This window comes from Saccharopolyspora thermophila, assembly GCF_014646075.1.
GTDB classification, from domain to species: domain Bacteria; phylum Actinomycetota; class Actinomycetes; order Mycobacteriales; family Pseudonocardiaceae; genus Saccharopolyspora; species Saccharopolyspora thermophila.
In genome coordinates this window covers 142,353-161,782 of record NZ_BMMT01000003.1, presented here as the reverse complement: position 1 = coordinate 161,782, position 19,430 = coordinate 142,353, and the positions used below count along the sequence as shown (strand labels likewise).

Annotated in this window: 24 protein-coding genes; 9 read left to right on the top strand and 15 right to left on the bottom strand. The window is 70.0% G+C overall.

What is annotated here, in order from left to right:
* Positions 1-136: 136 nt before the first annotated feature.
* Positions 137-490, bottom strand: coding sequence for a hypothetical protein (locus tag IEY17_RS06920; RefSeq protein ID WP_188986452.1), 354 nt, complete (start codon positions 488-490; stop codon positions 137-139).
* Between the two features lie 520 nt (positions 491-1,010).
* Here IEY17_RS06920 and IEY17_RS25255 point away from each other — a divergent pair.
* Positions 1,011-1,631: an SSI family serine proteinase inhibitor gene (locus tag IEY17_RS25255; protein WP_229679905.1), complete on the top strand. Its 621-nt coding sequence runs from the start codon at positions 1,011-1,013 to the stop codon at positions 1,629-1,631.
* Positions 1,632-1,870: 239 nt separating this feature from the next.
* Here IEY17_RS25255 and IEY17_RS06910 read toward each other — a convergent pair whose 3' ends face one another.
* Positions 1,871-2,278 (bottom strand): hypothetical protein, encoded by a 408-nt coding sequence (locus IEY17_RS06910; RefSeq protein ID WP_188986451.1) that lies wholly within the window; start codon positions 2,276-2,278, stop codon positions 1,871-1,873.
* A 512-nt stretch (positions 2,279-2,790) separates the two neighbouring features.
* Here IEY17_RS06910 and IEY17_RS06905 point away from each other — a divergent pair.
* The gene (locus IEY17_RS06905) at positions 2,791-3,033 is read left to right on the top strand and encodes a hypothetical protein (protein WP_229679904.1); all 243 of its coding nucleotides are present in this window, start codon (positions 2,791-2,793) and stop codon (positions 3,031-3,033) included.
* 248 nt (positions 3,034-3,281) lie between these two features.
* Positions 3,282-3,605 (top strand): hypothetical protein, encoded by a 324-nt coding sequence (locus IEY17_RS06900; protein WP_229679903.1) that lies wholly within the window; start codon positions 3,282-3,284, stop codon positions 3,603-3,605.
* 136 nt (positions 3,606-3,741) lie between these two features.
* Here IEY17_RS06900 and IEY17_RS06895 read toward each other — a convergent pair whose 3' ends face one another.
* The 5 genes from IEY17_RS06895 to IEY17_RS06875 all read right to left on the bottom strand — a co-directional run bounded on the left by IEY17_RS06895 (position 3,742) and on the right by IEY17_RS06875 (position 6,974).
* A complete protein-coding gene (locus IEY17_RS06895; RefSeq protein ID WP_188986450.1) occupies positions 3,742-4,023 on the bottom strand; it encodes a hypothetical protein in 282 nt (93 codons plus the stop codon).
* Positions 4,024-4,127: 104 nt separating this feature from the next.
* Positions 4,128-4,568, bottom strand: coding sequence for a hypothetical protein (locus IEY17_RS25250; protein WP_229679902.1), 441 nt, complete (start codon positions 4,566-4,568; stop codon positions 4,128-4,130).
* A gap of 159 nt (positions 4,569-4,727) precedes the next feature.
* Complete coding sequence (locus IEY17_RS06885; RefSeq protein WP_188986449.1) at positions 4,728-5,027, bottom strand: MoaD/ThiS family protein; 300 nt, start codon at positions 5,025-5,027, stop codon at positions 4,728-4,730.
* Complete coding sequence (locus IEY17_RS06880) at positions 5,024-6,139, bottom strand: WD40/YVTN/BNR-like repeat-containing protein (protein WP_188986448.1); 1,116 nt, start codon at positions 6,137-6,139, stop codon at positions 5,024-5,026. The genes IEY17_RS06885 and IEY17_RS06880 overlap by 4 nt, the downstream gene beginning before the upstream one ends.
* A 58-nt stretch (positions 6,140-6,197) precedes the next feature.
* Complete coding sequence (locus IEY17_RS06875) at positions 6,198-6,974, bottom strand: helix-turn-helix domain-containing protein (protein WP_188986447.1); 777 nt, start codon at positions 6,972-6,974, stop codon at positions 6,198-6,200.
* A 236-nt stretch (positions 6,975-7,210) separates the two neighbouring features.
* Here IEY17_RS06875 and IEY17_RS06870 point away from each other — a divergent pair, with 236 nt between their 5' ends.
* On the top strand, positions 7,211-7,915 hold the full coding sequence (locus IEY17_RS06870) for an HAD family acid phosphatase (protein WP_229679901.1): 705 nt from the start codon (positions 7,211-7,213) through the stop codon (positions 7,913-7,915).
* Between the two features lie 153 nt (positions 7,916-8,068).
* Here IEY17_RS06870 and IEY17_RS06865 read toward each other — a convergent pair whose 3' ends face one another.
* From IEY17_RS06865 to IEY17_RS06855, 3 genes are all read right to left on the bottom strand, one after another.
* On the bottom strand, positions 8,069-8,425 hold the full coding sequence (locus tag IEY17_RS06865; RefSeq protein ID WP_188986445.1) for a hypothetical protein: 357 nt from the start codon (positions 8,423-8,425) through the stop codon (positions 8,069-8,071).
* A 64-nt stretch (positions 8,426-8,489) separates the two neighbouring features.
* Entirely contained in the window at positions 8,490-8,726 is a 237-nt protein-coding gene (locus tag IEY17_RS06860; protein ID WP_188986610.1) for a DUF397 domain-containing protein, read from the bottom strand.
* Between the two features lie 307 nt (positions 8,727-9,033).
* Positions 9,034-9,903, bottom strand: coding sequence for a helix-turn-helix domain-containing protein (locus IEY17_RS06855; RefSeq protein WP_188986444.1), 870 nt, complete (start codon positions 9,901-9,903; stop codon positions 9,034-9,036).
* 200 nt (positions 9,904-10,103) lie between these two features.
* On the opposite strand from IEY17_RS06855, the gene IEY17_RS06850 reads away from it, so the two are divergent.
* Positions 10,104-10,943 (top strand): SAM-dependent methyltransferase, encoded by an 840-nt coding sequence (locus tag IEY17_RS06850; RefSeq protein ID WP_188986443.1) that lies wholly within the window; start codon positions 10,104-10,106, stop codon positions 10,941-10,943.
* Between the two features lies 1 nt (position 10,944).
* Here the strand turns inward: IEY17_RS06850 and IEY17_RS06845 are convergent, their stop codons facing one another.
* Entirely contained in the window at positions 10,945-11,469 is a 525-nt protein-coding gene (locus tag IEY17_RS06845) for a hypothetical protein (RefSeq protein WP_188986442.1), read from the bottom strand.
* A gap of 109 nt (positions 11,470-11,578) precedes the next feature.
* Here IEY17_RS06845 and IEY17_RS06840 point away from each other — a divergent pair, with 109 nt between their 5' ends.
* The 3 genes from IEY17_RS06840 (at position 11,579) to IEY17_RS06830 (ending at position 14,455) form a co-directional block, all read left to right on the top strand.
* The gene (locus tag IEY17_RS06840) at positions 11,579-12,256 is read left to right on the top strand and encodes a response regulator transcription factor (RefSeq protein ID WP_188986441.1); all 678 of its coding nucleotides are present in this window, start codon (positions 11,579-11,581) and stop codon (positions 12,254-12,256) included.
* The gene (locus IEY17_RS06835) at positions 12,253-13,587 is read left to right on the top strand and encodes a sensor histidine kinase (protein ID WP_188986440.1); all 1,335 of its coding nucleotides are present in this window, start codon (positions 12,253-12,255) and stop codon (positions 13,585-13,587) included. Before IEY17_RS06840 ends, IEY17_RS06835 begins: the two co-directional genes overlap by 4 nt.
* A gap of 73 nt (positions 13,588-13,660) precedes the next feature.
* Positions 13,661-14,455, top strand: a complete 795-nt coding sequence (locus IEY17_RS06830) for an exodeoxyribonuclease III (RefSeq protein WP_188986439.1) — start codon at positions 13,661-13,663, stop codon at positions 14,453-14,455.
* Positions 14,456-14,636: 181 nt separating this feature from the next.
* Here IEY17_RS06830 and cutA read toward each other — a convergent pair whose 3' ends face one another.
* The gene (gene cutA, locus IEY17_RS06825) at positions 14,637-14,954 is read right to left on the bottom strand and encodes a divalent-cation tolerance protein CutA (protein WP_188986438.1); all 318 of its coding nucleotides are present in this window, start codon (positions 14,952-14,954) and stop codon (positions 14,637-14,639) included.
* 50 nt (positions 14,955-15,004) lie between these two features.
* Positions 15,005-15,655 (bottom strand): dihydrofolate reductase family protein, encoded by a 651-nt coding sequence (locus tag IEY17_RS06820; RefSeq protein WP_188986437.1) that lies wholly within the window; start codon positions 15,653-15,655, stop codon positions 15,005-15,007.
* A 93-nt stretch (positions 15,656-15,748) separates the two neighbouring features.
* On the opposite strand from IEY17_RS06820, the gene IEY17_RS06815 reads away from it, so the two are divergent.
* Positions 15,749-16,315 carry a TetR/AcrR family transcriptional regulator gene (locus IEY17_RS06815; RefSeq protein WP_188986436.1) on the top strand — a complete coding sequence of 189 codons (567 nt, stop codon included), beginning with the start codon at positions 15,749-15,751 and terminating at the stop codon, positions 16,313-16,315.
* 81 nt (positions 16,316-16,396) lie between these two features.
* Here the strand turns inward: IEY17_RS06815 and IEY17_RS06810 are convergent, their stop codons facing one another.
* The gene (locus tag IEY17_RS06810) at positions 16,397-17,632 is read right to left on the bottom strand and encodes an NAD(P)/FAD-dependent oxidoreductase (protein WP_188986435.1); all 1,236 of its coding nucleotides are present in this window, start codon (positions 17,630-17,632) and stop codon (positions 16,397-16,399) included.
* A gap of 142 nt (positions 17,633-17,774) precedes the next feature.
* Positions 17,775-19,265, bottom strand: coding sequence for a S8 family peptidase (locus IEY17_RS06805; RefSeq protein ID WP_229679900.1), 1,491 nt, complete (start codon positions 19,263-19,265; stop codon positions 17,775-17,777).
* Between the last annotated feature and the right edge of the window lie 165 nt (positions 19,266-19,430).

Genomic DNA, 19,430 nt, shown 5'->3' with positions numbered 1-19,430 from the left:
GCTGTCGCACCTGCGCGATAACCGTTCGCAGGACAAGGCTTGGCCCGGCGAATTCATCGCCGGGCCAAGCTGTTTCTTTCGAAGCTCGACTGCGGCCGCCCGCGGGCGGTGCAGCTCGGTGGAACTGCAGGACGGGTCAGTCTTCCTCTTCCTGCTCCTGCTCCTGAGCCGCAACCTCGACCTGGTCGGTGCTGCTGCTGTTGTCCTGGGCAACCCAGTTCAGCGCGTTCTGGTCGCCCTTGCTCCCGACGCTCCACTGGTAGATCGGCGACGAGTTGTGGTTCTGCTGGTCGGTGCTGGCGTGCTGGTCCTGGCTCAGGTCCTGGTCCTGCACCCAGACCTTCTTCTTGCCGTGCTTCCCGTCGCACTTCTCGTGGCACGGCTTGCCGTGACCGTGGTGGTCGCCGTCCGCCAGCGCCATCCCCGGAGCACCGAGCAGGAGGGGCAAGCCCAGAGCCGTGGCAGCGATGACGCGCTTGGCAGTCCGCATATCTACAATCCCCTTCGTACTTTTCCAATGATGGGTGAATGGCGCCGCAAGGAACCCCCGATTGCCCTTTCCCGTGGCGAATCGGCCCATGAGATTCCTGTCGGGGTTTTGGAAAAGCCCGCCGTGGCGGAGCCGTCTAAAACATAGCGCGGTCGGAAAGGCGCGCAAGCCGAGATTTGCGGGGCTCACCTCATGTGATGATCCAGGACGAAACCGGACTGGATCTTTCGACGCGGCGTCCGCACCCGAACGGGACTCGTCACCGCGTTGCGTGCAGGAAGGCGGCAGTCTCCGTGCGCGCGGTGATCACGAGCTGGAGGACGCGGCCACCAGCTGGTGTGTCATCTCGACTACTGTGCGTGCCCGATGTGCGACGTGATCTCGATTTGCGCGCCGGCCGGCCGCGGTGAGATGCGCGCGTCGAAAGGGCATCCGGGCGACTTGTCGACATGAATTGCGGTTGCCGGTTCCGCGTGAGATTCCGCGCCCGGAACACTGGTGGGGCAATTCAGGTTGCGTGGTGTCACGTCCGCCGGTCGCGGGCATCGCCGGGTCGTGCTGCGGTCATCCGGTCATGCGACGCGCTTTGCGCATCCGGCCCGATCCCGCGGTGGCGGGCGGTAGTGATGACCGTTCCGGGGCCATCCGAAAGGTGATCGTTGGGGTCTCGCCAGGAAAGATCGATCCGGGTGCGGTAAGAGAGGACAGGGGTCGAATTCCGGTCAACATGGAGGACGGCGGGACAATGAGCGCTCATCGGTTGCTGGGCCGTGTCGTGGCGGGAAGTGCGTTGCTGGTGGCGGCGTTGATCCCGGGAGTCGCGTCGGCCGCATCCAGCGCTGCGCAGAGCACCATCACCTTGACCGTGGCAGATCGTCAGATTTCCCGAAGTGTCGTCCTGCACTGCGAACCCGTCGGCGGCAACCATCCGCGCGCCGAGCTCGCCTGTGCGGACCTGATGAAGGTCGATGGGAACCTCGAGCGCCTGGGATCCGGCAGGGCCGGGCACTGCACCAAGGACGCCCGCCAGGTGTGGGCCACCGCGGTCGGGACCTGGCGGGGCCGCCCGATCGACTACCGCGCCACGGGGGCGAACCTCTGCGCGTTCAAGCACCAGACGGGTGCCGTGTTCGACTTCTGATCACCCAACGCCGCGTCGGTAGCTCGCTTGGCGGTTGCGGACGCGGCATCCTGCCGAGAAGGCGGGAGTGTGGCGTGAAAGTCACCGTTCGCGGGCCAGCGCACACCGCGGGCGGAGCCAAGGTGAGTTCTGCGTGCCCTGGAGGGCGTGACTCTCGCCCTTCGAACCGCCTGCGCCGCACTCGCGAAAGTGGCTCCACCGGGTTTCCCGGTGGAGCCACTCGTCGTTGTGCGGGCGGATCAGCAGCGGCCGGTCACCACCCGGTCCAGGACGACCACCTTGTCGCTGGTGGTGACAACGATCCTGGATGCCCTGCCGTTGGCGACGGTGACGCCGTTGGCGGAGATCCCGCCGCCGCTGACCGAGCCGCTGGCCCGGTGTTGACCGTCCACAGTGACCGAATACGCGATCGGGCGCGCATCTCCGGTGGAGCTGCGGACGGTCACCAGCACCGTGGGCTGTGGGGCGATCCGGATGCCCTTCGGCAGCCAGGCGGTGAGGTCGAACTTCGCGGGGTCGAAACACCGCACCTGGCTCATCTCGACGTGCAGCGGCGGGTTGGCCCAGGCCGTCGCGGTGGCCGCGGCACCCCCGGCGAGGGTGCCCAGGGCGGCCAGGGCGACCGTGACGTCACGGCGGATTCCCATGTCATGCCTCCTGAAATGAGGATCGTCAGCAAAGCAGTTACGAACGCTAGGCGGGGTCCGCGGGGGACGCCCGGCACTCGCGGACTACTTGGCACCAACGAGCTACCCACCCGAGCAGGGTTTTCCCCGTAGCGCCGTTTTCTTCGCCGCGGCAACAGATCCGGACTTAATTGATCTTCAGGTGATCGCGCAATTCTACTGTTTCGATCTTGTTCGCGTCGCTCGATTTCAATCATCTGATCAGTTGAGATGACTGCCTGGAAACAGTCGTCCCATGTAGACGGTGAGTAACCGGGCAGCCGCTCGTGTGGCGGGCAAATCTCTTTGGTGGTGCAGGGCATGGCAGAACCCGCGGAATGGTGCGAACGTTTCTCTTGCCGGTCGGTGCACCCCAATCTCCCGGATATCGCGGGAACCAACATGCCGACTTGGCACAGTCCGAACCATGGATGGGAGTAGATCGAATGCGTACGTCGATTCGCCTTCTGGGTGTTACTGCTGCTGCTGCGGCGATGCTGGCTGTCGGTTCCCCGGCCTTCGCCGGTGGCCACGACAAGCACAAGGACGACGGTCAGGTCGCGGTTGCCACGTCCGAGGGTGGTGACGGCGAGGGCGGCGACGGCGGCCTCGGCGTGAACCTCATCTGCGGCATCGGCGTCGGTATCCTCGGCGAGGGCGAAGGCTCCTGCGACGCGGGCAACGGCGGCAACGGCGTGGGTGGCGACGCCGACTCGCATGCCTCGAACAACGACTGAGGTCGCCTGAAGGGACATCCCTGATCGTCCGCACCGAGCGTGCCGATCGGCCAGTGCCGGTCGGCACGCTCTTTTTTCGCGCGCCCCCATCGCACCTCTGGGTGACTTCGGGGTGTCGCCCGCATGTCGGTCTGTGCGTGACGGCCGCTCCGGTGCCAGAGTCCACGCGTCGATTCTGGTTCGGTCGCGCGTTCCCGGCGCGAAGCCGGAATTCGACTCTGTGGTATCCATCCAGATCGGAGTACGTAGTGCGCACTGTTCGGTTCATGCTCGCCGGGGCTCTCGCAGCCGGGATGCTGGCTGCGGGCGCATCGCCCGCCCTCGCGGCCAAGAGCAAGGACAAGGAGTCCGACGACGACTCCACGGTCACTGCGGCCGCTGAGGGCGGCGACGGGGGCAACGGTGGCAACGGTGGTTTCGGCCTGAACATCTGCCCGTCCATCGCGCTGCTGGCCCCGGCGAAGGCCAGCTGCTCCGCCGGCGACGGCGGCAACGCCAACGGCGGTGACGCGGACGCCTACGCGGAGGACGACAACAACGACCGCGAGTACCACATCAAGAAGCGGAAGTAGCGCTCGGCGACTTCCCGCGCGCGAAACGGGGCCGGCCGCACACCAGCGGTCGGCCCCGCCGCTTTTCCCGCCCCCGAACGCAGAAGTGCCGACCCCACAGCGGGGTCGGCACTTTCCGTGGGCGCGCGGTGTCGCCTCAGTCGTCCGAGCTCTCCGAGTCCTCCTCGGACTCCGCGACAGCCGCCGTTGCCTCGCCGTCGGCAGCCCCGCCGTTCGGGGCGACCGAGCATTGCACCGTGATCTGGCCGGTGAAGCTGATCGGCTTACACACGCTGAACCCGGCGCCGTCCTCGCCCACGTCGCCGGCCTTGCCGATGTCGCTGTCGGCGAACGCGGCCGCCGAGGGCAGCAGGCCCGCCGCCAGCAGGCTCGTACCGAGGGCGACGGCGGTGCCGAGCAGGCGAACAGAACTGGTCACTGGTACTCCGTTTCAGGTCGTTCGATCTGAGCCGACCGCCATCGGGCCGGTGGGTCAGGGGAGAGATCCGGTACCCGCGGACCCCCCTGACCCGGCAGCGGTGTTTAGTCCCGATACCGCTCGATCTCGTTGCTGTCGTCCTCGGCCCACGCGTCCGCGTCGCCGCCGTTGGCGTCGCCGCCGTTCGCGGCGCTGCAGTCCGCCTCGGCCTTGGCGAGGATCCCGATCGCCGGGCAGATGTTCAGGGCGAACCCGCCGTTGCCGCCGTTGCCGCCGTCGCCACCCTCGGCGGCCGCGGTGACGGTGGAGTCGTCGTCGGACTCCTTCTTGCTGTCCTTCGCGGCCAGCGCGGGCGTGGCGCCCATCGCGAGCATCCCGGCGGCAGCGACACCGGCGAACAGCGCACGAACCGAACTACGCACTTCGCAGACTCCGATCTCGATGGTTGCTGACTGCGTCGTGCCGCCGGTCGGTTCCGCCAGGAACCGGACGTCGACCGGCGGATCGACGCGGCACAACCTGCCACCGAGATCACCCGTCGGCACGCCAACACGCCCACGATCCGAGTTGACCACCCATTAGAGGCTGCGGGGATGGTTTCGCGCGGCGGTGCCGGTGGCGGAACCGGTGGTGTGCGGCGGAATGCGGAAGCGTCCACACAGGATCGTCGGTCGCGAGGTACTCGCGGGTATCCCGAACGCTCCTCAGCCGCCCGCCATCGCGCCGACGATCAGGTACGGCTCCTTTCCGCTGACCACCTCCGGCGGCAGCGGGTCGTCCGGGGAGTCGTGGGAGCGGTCCTCCTCGCAGGCGAAGAACCGAATGAAGGCGCGCCGGCGCTGCGTCTGCTGGTCGCGGACCGTGCCGCGCAGCATCGGGAACCGGTCCTCGAGCGCGTCGAGGACCGCCCGCTGCGTCACCGGCTCGTCGACGTCCAGCAGCACCTCGTGGTCGGTGATCCTGGCGAGGTTGCGCAGGTGGGTGGGGAGTGCGACCCGGATCATGGCAGCGTCTGCACCTCCACCGACAGCACCGCCGGGAGGTCCCGGACGATCGGTCGCCAGCTGTTCCCGGCGTCGGCCGAGACGTACACCTGGCCACCCGTGGTGCCGAAGTAGACGCCGCAGTCGTCCAGCGAGTCGACCGCCATGGCGTCCCGCAGCACGTTGACGTAGCAGTTGCTCTGCGGCAGCCCGTCGGTCAGCGGCTCCCACTCGTGCCCGCCGACCCGGCTGCGGTACACGCGCAGCCTGCCGTCCGGCGGGTAGTGCTGCTCGTCGCTCTTGATCGGCACGACGTACACCGTGTCGGGTTCGTGGGCGTGTACCTCGATGGGGAACCCGAAGTTGGAGGGCAGGTCGCCGCTGATCTCGTACCACGACTCGCCGGCGTCGTCGCTGCGCATCACGTCCCAGTGCTTCTGCATGAACAGCACGTTCGGCCGCGCCTGGTGCAGCGCGATGCGGTGCACGCAGTGCCCGACCGCGGCGTCGGGGTCCGGGATGCCCTGCGAGTGCAGGCCGCGGTTGATCGGCTGCCAGCTCTTGCCCCCGTCGTCGGTGCGGAACACCCCGGCCGCCGAGATCGCGGCGAAGAGGCGGTCGGGGTTGTCCGGCGCGTGGATGATCGTGTGCAGGCACAGACCTCCCGCACCCGGCTGCCACCCCGCGGCCGACTCGTGCTCCCGCAGCGCCGGGAGCTCGTGCCAGGACTGGCCACCGTCGGTGGTGCGGAACAGCGCCGCGTCCTCGACCCCGGCGTACACCGTGTCCGGGTCGGTCGGCGACGGCTCCAGGTGCCAGACCCGCTCGAACTCCCACGGGTGCGGCGTGCCGTCGTACCACTGGTGGGTGCCGGGACTGCCCTCGTAGGTGAAGGCGTTGTCCACCGGCTCCCAGGTCCGGCCACCGTCGTCGGAGCGTTGGATGAGCTGGCCGAACCAGCCCAGCGACTGCGACGCGTAGAGCCGGTCCGGGGCGGTCGGCGATCCCTTGAGGTGGTAGACCTGCCAGCCGCCGAAGTACGGCCCGCTGATCTCCCAGTCCTGCCGTGTGCCGTCGGCGGTCAGCACGAAGGCGCCCTTGCGGGTGCCGACCAGAACTCGAACCCGGCTCATCCTGCACTCCTTGACCGTCCCCAGGGGCGTCTGTCGCTGGTCACGCTAGACCTGTCGGTCAGCCCTGTCTTCTCCGATCTTGCGCAATGGGGGAGGCCAGCGGCGGCAGCGCGACCAGCACGGGCGCCATCCAGTCGGCGGCGAGGTCGAGCAGCAGGTCGCGGTGGTGGTGCCGCTGCTGGGCGCAGATGTGCACCGGGCGTGGCGAGCTGCCGAGGACGCTGCGCGCGGGGACGAGCTGGGTGGAAGCGTCGGCCCGGGACGCCAGGGCGGTGGACAGCAGCCAGTAGTCCCCCGGCGGGACACCGGTGAGCGCGAACTCGCCGGTGTCGTCGAGCAGCGCCCCGCTAACCGGGATGCCGCGCGCGGACCGGCGCGGGAACAGCCCCACGTACACCGCGGCCGGACCGAGGGTGGCCTGGGCCGCCGGGCTGATGCGGGCCGAGCCGGTGACGGCGCCGCCGTGCGGCACCGGGCCCGGCACGTGCACCGGTTCCGGTGGTGCGTCGGTCAGGGCGTCCGGCAGGCGGCGGAACTCGGTCGGGCTGACCCCGACGACCTCGACGAACCGCCGGGTGAAGGTGCCGATCGAGTTGAACCCGACCGCGAAGCAGATGTCGGCGATCCGGTCGTCGCCGGCGAGCAGCAGCTGCTTGGCGCGGTGGAAGCGGTGCGCGGCCAGGAACTGGCCCGGAGGCACGCCGAGCACCCGCTCGAAGCACCTGGCCAGGTGAAACGGGCTGTAGCCGACGTAGTCCGCGACGTCAGCCAGCCTGATCGGGTCGGTGGCGTGGTCGGCGAGAAATCGCGCGGCATGCACTGCGGCGTTCGGCATACCCGCTGCCTCCCCTCGCGGGACCGGGTCCGGTCCGATGACCGTAACGCCGGTGACCGACACGCGGCACCGGCTCGCGGCGGCACCGGCGCCCTACCCCAGGCTGGCTGAACTGCCCGGTGCCCGCAGCCCCGCGGAACTATCGTCGTAGCGGCTGCGCGCCGGTGATCAGCGCTCCAGCTGAGCACGACGGGGCGCGCATGTGTCTGGATCACCGCGCAAGGAGGTTTCCTGACTTGTCCCGTTCCACGCCAACCCACCGCGCCTCGACGGCCGCGGCTCTCGCGCTGGTCGGCGCGCTCGCCAGCGGCTGTGCCGCCGCCCAGGGCGCCGGTGGCGCGTCCGGTGAGCCGCGACCGAACCTGTCCGACCTCAAGCAGTCCATTGTGGAGTACCACGATTCGGGTCGCTGGGACGCCGACATCGCCCGCATCGACGAGCAGGCCCGGCGGTACCTGGCGCACCGATTGCAGCAGGGCGTGCCGAAACCGGCTGTCGTGCTGGACATTGACGAGACCAGTCTGTCCACCTACGACTATGAGGTGGCCAACGACTTCGGCTACGACAAGGCGGAGTTCGACGAGTTCGTACTGGGCCGCAAGCCGACCGCGATCGGTGCGACCCGGGATCTGGTGCGCTTCGCCGACGAGCACGGCGTGGCGGTCTTCTTCGTCACCGGCCGCCGGGACACCGCGCAGATGCGCCAGGCCAGCGCGCAGGACCTGCGCGAGGAGGGCTACCCGGAACCGGATGGTCTGTACCTGCGGCCGGTCGGCGACCACAACCCGTCGGTGGTGCCGTACAAGAGCGGGGCCCGGGCGGACATCGAGCGGCAGGGCTACCGGATCGTCCTCAATGTCGGGGACCAGCAGTCCGACCTCGACGGAGGCCACGCCGAACGCCCGGTGAAGCTGCCCAATCCCATGTACGAGGTGGGTTGAGCGGAGTGGCCCGACCGAGTTCCCGCGCCGGGCGCCGTGGCGCGGGAACTCGGTTCTTTCGGGGGACACCCGGGCCGGAAGGGGGACGGCGGATGGATTTACCGGCGCCGGGGTCGGGGCGGGGCTGCGGGGCGGCGGTCCGCCTCTGGGGGCTCAGGCCGACGCGGCCAGCCAGGTCGAGCGGCCCGCGTGGGCGGGCAGCCAGCAGCCCTTGGGTTGCGCGCCCAGTTCCGGTGCCGGTTCGGACAGGGCGAGCAGGTCGTTGATCACCTCGCGGGCCGGGCCGGTGGTCCGCCACAGCACCTTGCTCGGGAACAGCACGTCCGGTTCGTCGCCGGGGATACGCGCCGCGTCGGCGTCGGTCTCCCCGAACAACTGCAGGATGTCGAACACGCCGCGGTGCACGCGGATGCCGACCACTGCGACCAGTCCGCCGTTGGCGTCGCGCGGGTGCGCGAACTGGAATCCGCGGGCCACCAGCGCCTGTAGGCCGTTCGTTATCTCGTTCATGGCGCCACCGAATTTCCTCGTAAGGGCTACGTCGACCATGGCTGGAGCCTCGGACGCCGGTGCGTCAGACGATCAGATCGTCGAACTCCCCGTCCTTGGCCCCATGGAGAAATGCGGCGATTTCGTCCCGGCTGTACACCAGTGCTGGGCCATCGGGGTAGCGCGAGTTTCTGACGGCGATCCCGCCGTCGACCAGTGGTGCCAATTCGACGCAGTTGCCCACCGCTCCGCTGTGGCGGCTCTTCCGCCACACCACGTCGGGAAGCTGCTTCGCGGGCATGCCGTTGCGGATGTCCGTCATCCGAACCCCACCCTTCCCCGAATAACTCTGCACGATCATCTGCACGTGCAGTTGATCGTGCACTCACGTTAGCAGGTGCAGATGCACGGTTAAATGCACGTGCAGATGAGTGAGATGTTGATCACTCTTCCGGCGGTAACGCGTGACTACGGCGCTGGCCCGTCGTTGTCCTCGCACTCGCCCGGCGTACGCTTTCTGACCTGCGGAAAGGCGTCGCGGGGTGGCTTGTCGGCCCAGCGCGGCGGACCCTGTCAACCGCCGGATCACTCCGGGAAGAACGGGAAGAGAGCGTGCACGCGAGCGCGGATCACCACGAGCGGGTCAGCGCGGCCTTGAGCGTCTTGCGGGTCTCCTCCGGCGTCTGCGCGTCAACCGCGAGCCGGTGGCTGACCTTGCTGTAGACCTCGACCTCGTCGGGTTTGTCCAGGTACAGCGCCCCGCAGAGGTGCTCCAGGTAGACGATGTCCGGGATTTCCGGTTCGGCGAAGCGCAGGATGGTGAACGCACCCTCGGCACCCGAGCGCCCAAGCTCGAACGGCAGGATCTGCAGCGTCACCGTCGGCAGCGCGGTCACGTCCAGCAGGTGCTCGATCTGCTCGCGCAGCACCTCGACCCCGCCGATCGGCCGATGCAGCACCGACTCGTCGATCACCGCCCACAGCCGCGGGCCCTTGGGCTGGTGGAGCAGCTTCTGGCGCTGCATCCGCAGCCGCACCCGCCGGTCCAGCTCCTCCTCGGTGAACTCCGGCCGCCCCTGCGTGGCGACCGCGCGGGCGTACCGTTCGGTCTGCAGCAGGCCGGGCACGAACTGGATCTCGTAGGTCTGGATCCGCGCCGCGGACTCCTCCAGGCCGACGAAGTCCTGGAACCACGGCGCGATCAGGTCGTTGAAACTGTGCCACCAACCCGGCTCGTTCGAGCGGCGCACCAGGTCGAGGAACGTGGCGCGCTCCTGCTCGTCGGTCACGCCGTAGAGCGTGAGCAGGTCGGCGACATCGCGCTCCTTGAAGCCGACGCGACCGAGCTCCAGCCGACTGATCTTGGAGCCGGAACCGCGGATCGCATAACCGGCGTCCTCGCGGGAGATCCCGTTTGCCTCACGCAACCTGCGAAGCTGGCTGCCCAGCACGAGACGGCGGGCCGTTGGGCCGCTTCCCGTGGCGCTGTCCGGGGCCACGCCGAGACCTCCTGCTGCTGCGGGCTTCTGCTCGCCTGTCGCGATCCGGTGGCGGAACGTTACGCGAGGGGATACTAGTGGAATCCCGCCACAGGTCGAGTGCCTTACCCAGATCGGGGGCAGCTACCCCGTACGTATCCGCAGCGCGGATTATCCCCTACGCTGGGTTTTGCCGGGGAAAACAGCGGTTGGGGAGAGGCATGGCGCGGACTGGTGACGGGCGGGTGGGTGTCCCGGCGGAAATCGACTCGACACGGCCCAGCAGCGCCCGGGTCTACGACGCTCTCCTCGGCGGTAAGGACAACTACGCCGCCGACCGCAAAGTACGCGACAAGCTCGCCGCGATCACCCCGAAACCGGGCGCGCTCGCCCGGGAGAACCGCGCCTTCCTGCTGCGGATCACCCGGTACCTCGCCGGCACGTGCGGCGTGGACCAGTTCCTCGACTGCGGCTCCGGGCTGCCCACCCAGGAGAACACCCACGAGGTCGCGCAGCGGATCAACCCCGACGCGACCGTGATCTACGTCGACAACGACCCCACGGCGATCGTGCACGGGCGGGCGCTGCTGGCGGAGAACGACCGCACCCACTTCGTGGCCGGGGACCTCACCGAACCCGCGCGGCTGCTCGCCGATCCGGGCGTGGCCCGCGGGCTCGACTGGTCGCGGCCGATCGCGCTGTATCTGCTCGGCATCCTGCACCACGTCGGCGACGAACACCGGCCCGCGGAGCTGGTGGCCCGCTACGTCGAGGCGCTGCCGCGCGGGTCCTACGTGGCGATCAGCCACTTCTGCCGACCCGACCCCGCGGACGCGTCGGCCACCGAGCTGGCCGACAAGATGGAGCGGGCCTACCTCGGCAGCGAGATGGGCACCGGCTGGTTCCGCCCGCACGCCGAGATCGCCACCTGCTTCGGGGGTCTCGACCTGCTCGAGCCGGGTCTGGTGCCGGTCACGGACTGGTGGCCGGACGGCCCGCGGACCGAACCCGTTGAGCCCTACCACCGGTTGCTGGTCGGCGGCCTCGCCCGCAAGCCCTGAGTCAGTACGCCTGCGTCGACACGCGGATCGGGCCGTCGTGCCAGGTCACGATCAGTGAGGAACCGTGCTGTCCCGCGGTGAACTCGATACGCAGCCAGCCGTCGGGGTGCTCCCACGTCCGCACCGAGTAGCCGGGGCTCGGCGTGGCCGAGATGAGTTCGGCGTAATTCGGGTGCAGCGAAAGGACCACCTGACCGCCCATGATGTCGTAGGCGCGCACGTCGCCGCCGTCGGACGCCGGTGCGGGAGCGGGTTCTCGGGCCACCGGTCGCTCCACTGTGGTCGTCCTGGGCATGGTTGGCTCGGGCGGTGGGGGTGTCGGAGTCGGGGTGCTGGTGACGGGCGGTGCGCCGGTGGTGGGCGGCGGCGCGGGCTCGGCCGCCGGACGGACCACGGGCACGGAGTCGGGCTGGTCGAACACGGCGCCGCGGATGACATCGCGCACGCCGAGCCAGGACAGCGTGACGGCCGCCGTGGTCGCGGCCAACCACACGCCGGCGTAGGTGAGAACTCGTTTCGCGCGCATGGGAGCCATATCCTCGACGTCCGGTCGGGGCCGCGCAAGCGCCGACCGGGCGTGCCTGACCCGCTGACCAGAATACGAAGCTTTCTCATACTCCCCGTATCGTCGCGCCATGGCTGTGGTGTTGGTTGTCGAGGACGACCCGGTCGTGCGAGCGGCCATGATCCGCGACCTCAGCGCGCGCGACTGGGTGGTGCGCAGCGTCGGGACCGCCCTGGCGTCGTTGCGGGAGGTGGCCGAACACCCGCCGGACGTCATCATCCTCGACCTCGGGCTGCCCGACCTCGACGGTCGCGAGACGCTGAAGATGATCCGCGGGATCTCCGACGTGCCCACCATCGTGGCCACCGCCCGCGACGACGAGACCGAGATCGTGCGCCTGCTGCGCGCCGGAGCCGACGACTACGTCGTCAAACCCTTCTCCAGCGAACACCTCAACGCCCGCATCGAAGCGGTGCTGCGGCGCGCCCGGGGCGCGCAACCACCGCAGCTGCTGGAGGTCGGCGGGCTGCGCATCGACGTCGACAGCCGGGTGGCACACCTCGACGGCACCGAGCTGGAGCTGACCCGCCGCGAGTTCGACCTGCTCGCCTACCTGGCCGCCCGGCCGGGGCGCGTCGTGCCGCGCCGCGAGCTGCTCGCGCAGGTGTGGCGGCAGTCCTACGGCGACGACCAGACCATCGACGTGCACCTGTCCTGGCTGCGGCGCAAGCTCGGCGAAAGCGCCGCCGACCCCCGCTACCTGCACACCGTCCGCGGTGTCGGCGTGAAGATCGTGGCTCCGGAATGAGGCGGACAATCGTGCTGGTGGCGCTGGCCGTGACCTCGATGGTCGCGCTGGCGTTCCTCATCCCGCTCGGGCTGATGATCCGCGAAATGGCCCGCGACCAGGCGATGTCCGACGCCGAGCGGCAGGCCGTGGCGCTGGCCCCGGTGCTGGCAACCACCACCGATCCCGGGCTCGTCGCCCGCGCGGTCGCCAGCACCCGCGCGGGCCAGAGTGGTCGCCTCGCGGTGTACCTGCCCGACGGCCGGGTCGTGGGGCGGTCCCGGATCGGTGCGAGCGAGGTCCGCGCGGCGATGGCCGAGATGCGCACCGCGTCCGTCGGGGTGCCCGGCGGCACCGCGTTCGTGCAGTCGATCGCACTGGATGGGGGCCGGACCGCGGTCGCCGAGGTCTTCGTCCCGGCCGAGGAGCAGACCCGCGGGGTGCTGCGGTCGTGGCTGGTGCTCGGCGCCGTCGGTCTGGTCCTGGTCAGCGCGTCGCTGGTGGTCGCCGACCGGCTCGGAGCGCGCGTCGTCCGGGCCACGACGCGGCTGGCGGAGGCGTCCTCGGCGCTCGGTGCCGGTGACCTGACGGTCCGGGTGGACCCCAGCGGACCGCCGGAGCTGGTCGAGGCGGGCCGGGCGTTCAACGCGATGGCCGACCGGGTCCGCCACCTCCTCGCCGCCGAGCGGGAGATGGCCGCGGACCTCTCGCACCGGCTGCGCACCCCACTGACCGCGTTGCGGCTCAACGCCGAAGCCCTCGGCGACGGACCGGCCGCCGAGCAGACCCGGCAGGCGATCGACCGGCTGGAGCGCGAGGTGGATTTGGTGATCACCAGCGCCCGCCGCGCCGGTCCGTGCGACGAGGCCGACTGCGACGTGGCGGAACTGCTGCGGGACCGGCTGGAGTTCTGGTCCGCGCTGGCCGAGGACCAGGGGAGGCCGTGGAGCCTGCGCGGCGCGGACGGCGAGGTGTACGTCCCGGTGCCGCGTGCGGAGCTGGAAGCGTCGGTGGACGCGGTGGTGGGCAACGTCTTCCGGCACACTCCCGAGCGCACCGAGTTCGTGGTGTCGTTGCAGCGCGGGGACGGGCTCGTAGGGGTCGTGGTGGAGGACGCCGGGCCCGGGGTGGCCGAGTCGTCCGCGGCGGTGCAGCGCGGCCGGAGCAGCGCCGGGTCCACCGGGCTCGGCTTGGACATCGCGCGCCGCGTCGCGGAGTCGACCGGAGGACGGCTCGCCGTCGACCGCTCGAGTCTCGGCGGGGCCCGGGTCTGCATGTGGTTGCGGCCGCGACCGGCCGCACCGCGCGCCGCCCGCTGCACGCGGTGCCGGGAGCCGTTCCGCCGGACCTGACCGGGCCGCGAGGTGCGTCACCGCAGCCGCACCGCGCGGACTGATCGGTTGGGGTGGTGGTTACCCTCGGGCCGTGCTGACTGTGTCGACCGTGAACGTCAACGGCCTGCGCGCCGCGGCGAAGAAGGGCTTCGTGGAGTGGCTGGCCGCCACCGGGGCCGACGTGATCTGCCTGCAGGAGACACGCGCGGAGCCCGACCAGCTCCCGCCCGGGGTGCGGGAGCCCGACGGCTGGCACAGCGTCCTGGCCCCGAGCTCGGCGAAGGGCCGCGCCGGCGTCGCCGTCTACAGCCGGGTCGAGCCGTCCGCGGTGCGCATCGGCTTCGGGTCCGCGGAGTTCGACGACAGCGGCCGGTACGCGGAGGTGGACCTGCCCGGCCTGGTGGTCGGCAGCCTCTACCTGCCCAGCGGCGACGTCGGCACCCCGCGCCAGGACGAGAAGGAGCGCTTCATGAAGGAGTTCCAGGCGTACCTGGGCGACCTCCGCGAGCGCGCCGCGGCCGACGGCCGCGAGGTTCTGGTGTGCGGCGACTGGAACATCGCGCACCGCGAGATCGATCTGAAGAACTGGAAGGCCAACCAGAAGGAGGCCGGTTTCCTGCCGGAGGAACGGGCCTGGTTGACCGAGATCTTCGACAGCGGCTACGTGGACGTGGTGCGCCGCCTGCACCCGGAGGGACCGGGCCCGTACTCCTGGTGGTCCTACCGGGGCAAGGCGTTCGACAACGACTCCGGCTGGCGCATCGACTACCACGTGGCCACGGCGAGTCTGGCGGAGCGAGCGGTGGAGGCCCGCGTGGAACGGGCTCCCTCCTACGACCTGCGCTGGTCCGACCACGCCCCGGTCACCGTGACCTACCGGGACTGATCCGGCGCCGCATCGGGTTGCCCGACGGGCCGACTCGGGCAGCAACCTCCAGGTTCAGGCGAACTTGGTGGTCGGTCCCGGTGTCGTGGCTGTGGGAGGCCGTGGAACTCCTGCCTACCCCAGGGCGGGGAAGCGGCGGGAAGGCCCGCGAGCGGCTGACTGAGAGCTTGCACCAGAAGACCTAGCTGCGGGTCTCGTCCACCACCCACGACAGGTACTCGGCCGAGCCACCCTCGATCGGGATCGCAACGATCTCCGGCACGTCGTAGGTGTGGATTTTCTTCAGGTGGTCCGTCAGGTCGGCCACTCGATCAGCAGCCGTCTTGATCTCGACGCGCCATTCCGGGTCCGTCTCGACCTTGCCCTCCCAGCGGTAGACGCTGGTGATGGGAACGATCTGCGCGCAGGCTCCCAGCTTCGCGTCGATCACGCTCGACGCCAGCTCGCGCGCCCTGTCCTCGCTGTCGGTCGTCGTTACCACGATCACGTGTCCGGCCATGCCCGGAGCGTACCGGCCAGGCCGAATGCCGAGATCAACGCGCGATCAGGTCATCCAACAGGGTGGCGATCACCGGTCGAACCCCGTAGCGCCACACCGTGGCCTAGCTCGTCCGGTGCGTGCTCGGCGCGCTTGGTGTAGGTCAGGTGGACGACGCTGCTGTCGAAGGTCTGGACGTTGGTCAGGTCGTACTGCTGGGGTGAGAATTCGCCGTTGAACAGGGGAATACCCGCTCCGGCGACGATCGGGTGGAGCTTGATGATGAGTTCGTCGATCGCCGGGCGCAGCGCCGCGGCCAGCGTCGCGCCGCCGCAGAGCCAGATGCCCGCGCCTGGTTCCCGTTTCAGCTGCAGGACGCGCTCCAGCGGGTCGGTGTTGACGAACTCCACCGTCGGGTCGGGGCTTTCGGTGATGCTGCGGGAGAACACGATGCTGCGCAGGTGCTGGTAGGCGTTCGTCATTCCGGCCTGGACGCCGATCTCCCAGCTGCGGCGGCCCTGCAGGACGGTGTCGAAGTGCTTGTTCGGCGCGTCGGTGAGGCCCACCAGCGGGCGGATGTGCGTCGGGATGATCTCCGGGTACTCGGCGTGGAGGTGGTCGCCGTGGTCGCCCTCGTGCAGGAAGAAGTCCGGGTTGTCGTTGGCCGGGCCGGTGATGACGCCGTCAATGGTCGACGCGACCAGGTAGGTGAGCTTGCGCATGGGAACCTCCGATCCCTGAACCACTTCGGATGTAGTACTTCGAATGTAGTACTCTGTACGTAGTGGTTGCAAGGCTCTTTCTCAGGAGGAGCGATGGTGCAGAACCCGGCGCGGCGGACCGCGCTGGTCAACGCGGCGATCGAGGTGCTGGCGCGGGACGGCGCGCGCGGCCTGACCTTCCGCGCCGTCGACGCCGAGGCCGGGGTGCCGAAGGGCACCGCGTCGAACTACTTCGCCAACCGGGACGATCTGCTCAACCAGGTCGGTGCGCACATCCACGAGCGCCTGTCCCTCGACCCCGCCGGCGTCGATCCGGCGCAGCCGCCGTCCCGTGACCTGCTCGCCGAGCTGATGCGGGCGCTGTACCACCACATCTCCGCCGACCGGACCGGCTGGCTGGCCCTGCTGGAACTGCGGCTGGAGGCGACCCGCCGCCCGGAGCTGCGGGCGGCGCTGACCGAAACCCTGCGCACCAACCTGGAACGGAACGTCCAGGGCCGCCGGGACTCCGGCCTCCCCGGCGACGACACGACCACGATCCTGCTCTACTACGCGATGACCGGTCTGATCCTGGAGAACCTCACGGTCCCCGACGTCCTGGCGCCGTTCGACGTCGACGACCTGATCGGCACCTTCGTCGACCGCTGCCTGGCCACCTGACTCACGCGGTCAGCAACCGCGCCAACTCCGCGCGCTCGTCGTTGTCCAGCAACATGTTCCGGGCGCGTGCGAGAGAAGTGCTCAGCGGGGGAGGAGGTCGTCGAGGGGGGTCTCCGTGTCGGCGAGGCGTGCTGGATCAACGGGGGAACCGGATCTGATCAACCTCTCAATCTGGTCGCCCACATCCCAGATGTTGACGTTCATGCCCGCGAGCACCCTGCCGTCCCGCAGCCAGAACGCCACGAACTCGCGGCCTTCGACATTGCCGCGCAAGACCACCTGGTCGTAGTCGTCCGGTCCGGCGAGTCCCCGGTATTCCATGCCCAGGTCGTACTGGTCGGTGAAGAAGTACGGCAGTTCGGCGTACTTGTCGTCGCGGCCGAGCATCGCCGCCGCCGCGACCGCGGGCTGGTTCAGCGCGTTCGCCCAGTGCTCCACGCGAATCTGCTTGCCCAGCAGCGGGTTGAAGGCGTTGGCCACGTCACCGGCCGCGACGATGTTCGGGTCGGCGGTGCGCAGCGAGGCGTCGACGACGATGCCGTTGTTCACCCGCAGCCCGGCTTCGCGGGCGAGCGAGGTCTCCGGGTCCACGCCGACCGCCACCAGCACCGCTTCGGCGGGCAGTTCGGTGCCGTCCCTGAGCCGGACACCACGCACGCGCCCGTCCGCGGTGATGATCTCGGTGACCACGGTGGCGAACCGGAAGTCGACGCCGTGGTCGCGGTGCAGGGCGGCGAAGACCTCCGCGACCTCACGGCCGAGCACCCGCAGCAACGGTAGCTCCGCGGTCTCCACGACGGTCACGGCCACCCCGGCCGCGCGCGCCGCGGCGGTCACCTCCAGGCCGATCCAGCCCGCGCCGACCACGACGAGCCGTTCCACCTCGGCCAGGGTCTGCTTGATCCGGTCGGAGTCCGCCACGCGGCGCAGATGCAGCACCCCGTCGGCCTCGATGCCCGGGACCGGCAGGGAACGCGGGTTGGCGCCGGTGGCCAGCAGCAGCTTGTCGAAATCCAGGCGGGAACCGTCCGGCAGCTCCACCTGCCGCAGTGACCGGTCGATGCGCCGCACCGACGTCCCGAGCTGCAGATCCACCCGGTTGTCGGCGTACCAGCGCTCCTCGTGCACGTAGGCGGTGTCGAAGTCGGTGTTGCCCATCAGGTAACCCTTGGACAGCGGGGGACGCTCGTACGGGCGGTGCCGTTCGTCGCCGATCAGCACGATCCGGCCGTCGAAACCCTGCTCGCGCAGCGCCTGCGCGCCCTTCGCACCGGCCATCCCGGCGCCGACGATGACGAACGTCTCCGAACCAGCCACGGTTCCGCCTCGCTCCCAGGTGACAACACCGTCCGATCAAACTCTCCTGCCGCAACCCCCGCCCAGCAACCCGGCCAGGCGAAAAGGCACCCCCGACCGGCCGATTCGGTCGGAGGTGCCCCGCACACATCACTCTTCCGGGCTATTTCACGGCGTCGAGGGCGTCCACCAGGCCCGCCCCGTAGAAACCCGCTCCGTTCGGGCCACCGGCGCACACCGCGTCCGGCTTGCCGTCGCCGTCCGGGTCGTAGTTCGCCGGGCACGGCAGGGTGTCCGCCTGGTTGGTCAGCGCGCCGACCACCTGCTGGGCGCTCCACGTCGGGTGCGTGCTCCGCAGCAGCGCCACCACGCCCGCCGCGTGCGGTCCGGCCATGGAGGTGCCCTGCATCCAGCCCCAACCGCCGCCGGGGACCGAGGACAGCACGCGGCCGTTCTGCGACGGCGTCGGCGGGATCTGCCGCGCGTCACCACCCGGCGCGGTGACCGTGATCGAACCCAGCCCGTAGTTGGAGTAGTACGACTTCACCGCCTGCACGCCCACGGCCGACACCGAGACCACGCCCGGCAGCTCGCCCGGCAGGATGTGGCACTCATGGTCGGTCAGGCGGTCCTGCGTCGGGCCGCCGTTGTTCGGGCTGTTGGTGTCGCGGATCGGCCTGGACAGGTCCCAGTTGCTGTTGCCCGCCGAGACGACCGTGACGACGTCCCTGCTCGCCGCGTAGGCGACCGCGCGGCGCACCGCCTCGGCAGCCGCCCGCTGGTCCGGGTCGCTGTCGCACCACAGGTACCACGGGTCGACGAAGTAGGAGTTGTTGGTGACGTCGAAACCATGCTCGGCGGCCCAGATGAACCCGCACACCGCGTACTCGGGGTAGATGAACCCGTCGTCGTCGATGACGCGCACCGAGGCGAGCGTGACGTTCGGGGCGACCCCGGCCACGCCGACGCCGTTGCGCGCGGCGGCGATGCTGCCCGCGACGTGGGTGCCGTGGGCCTGTTCGGTGTTCTGCGGCCGCCAGGCTTCCTGGCGGGTGTCCGGCACACCCTCGTTCACGCAGCTCACCGACTTGGACACGTCCAGGTTCGGCCTGAGGTCGGGATGCTGCGGGTCGATGCCGTAGTCCAGCACGCCGACCACGACGTCCTTGCTGCCCTGGGAGATCGCGTTGGCCTTGTCGGACCGGATCTGCCGCAGGTCCCACTGCTCCGGCTCCAGTGGCTCCTGCCCGGGCCTGGCGGCGAGCGCGTTGACGTTCAGCTCACCCTCCAGCGTCTCCAGTCGGGTGGACTGGGCGGGCGGCAGCTGCTCGGCGAGGTTGCGGCTGGCCCCGGCCTGTTCGACGGCGGGCTGGGTGCGCACGGCCGCGGCGAACCCGGGGTCGGTCGAGGTCGCGATGACCACGCCGATCTGCGGCCAGCTCTGCACGACGGTGCCGCCGGCGGCGCGCACCGAGTCCTCGGTCTGCCGCAGGCCGTCGCCGGTCGGGCCGAGCACGACGAAGTGCGCCGGCGCGGCGGTGGCCGCGGGCGCGGGTTCGGCGGCGCCGACGATGCCGGTGGGCACCAGCAGCGCCAGCGCGAGCACCGAACCGGCGATGCGCGCCGCCCGACCGCTCATCCTTGTGCGTGACACGTGTGTCCCTCCTGTGGAGACAAAGTGCGATTCACCCAGCGGTGCCCAGGGCGTTCCGCGCGGACCCACCCCGTGATCGCCGACGCGTCCACTACGGCACGTCGGCGCGGTCCTCGCCCGGCCCGAGCGGGTTTCGTCGGATTCTGACCTGATCCGGTGATCGCG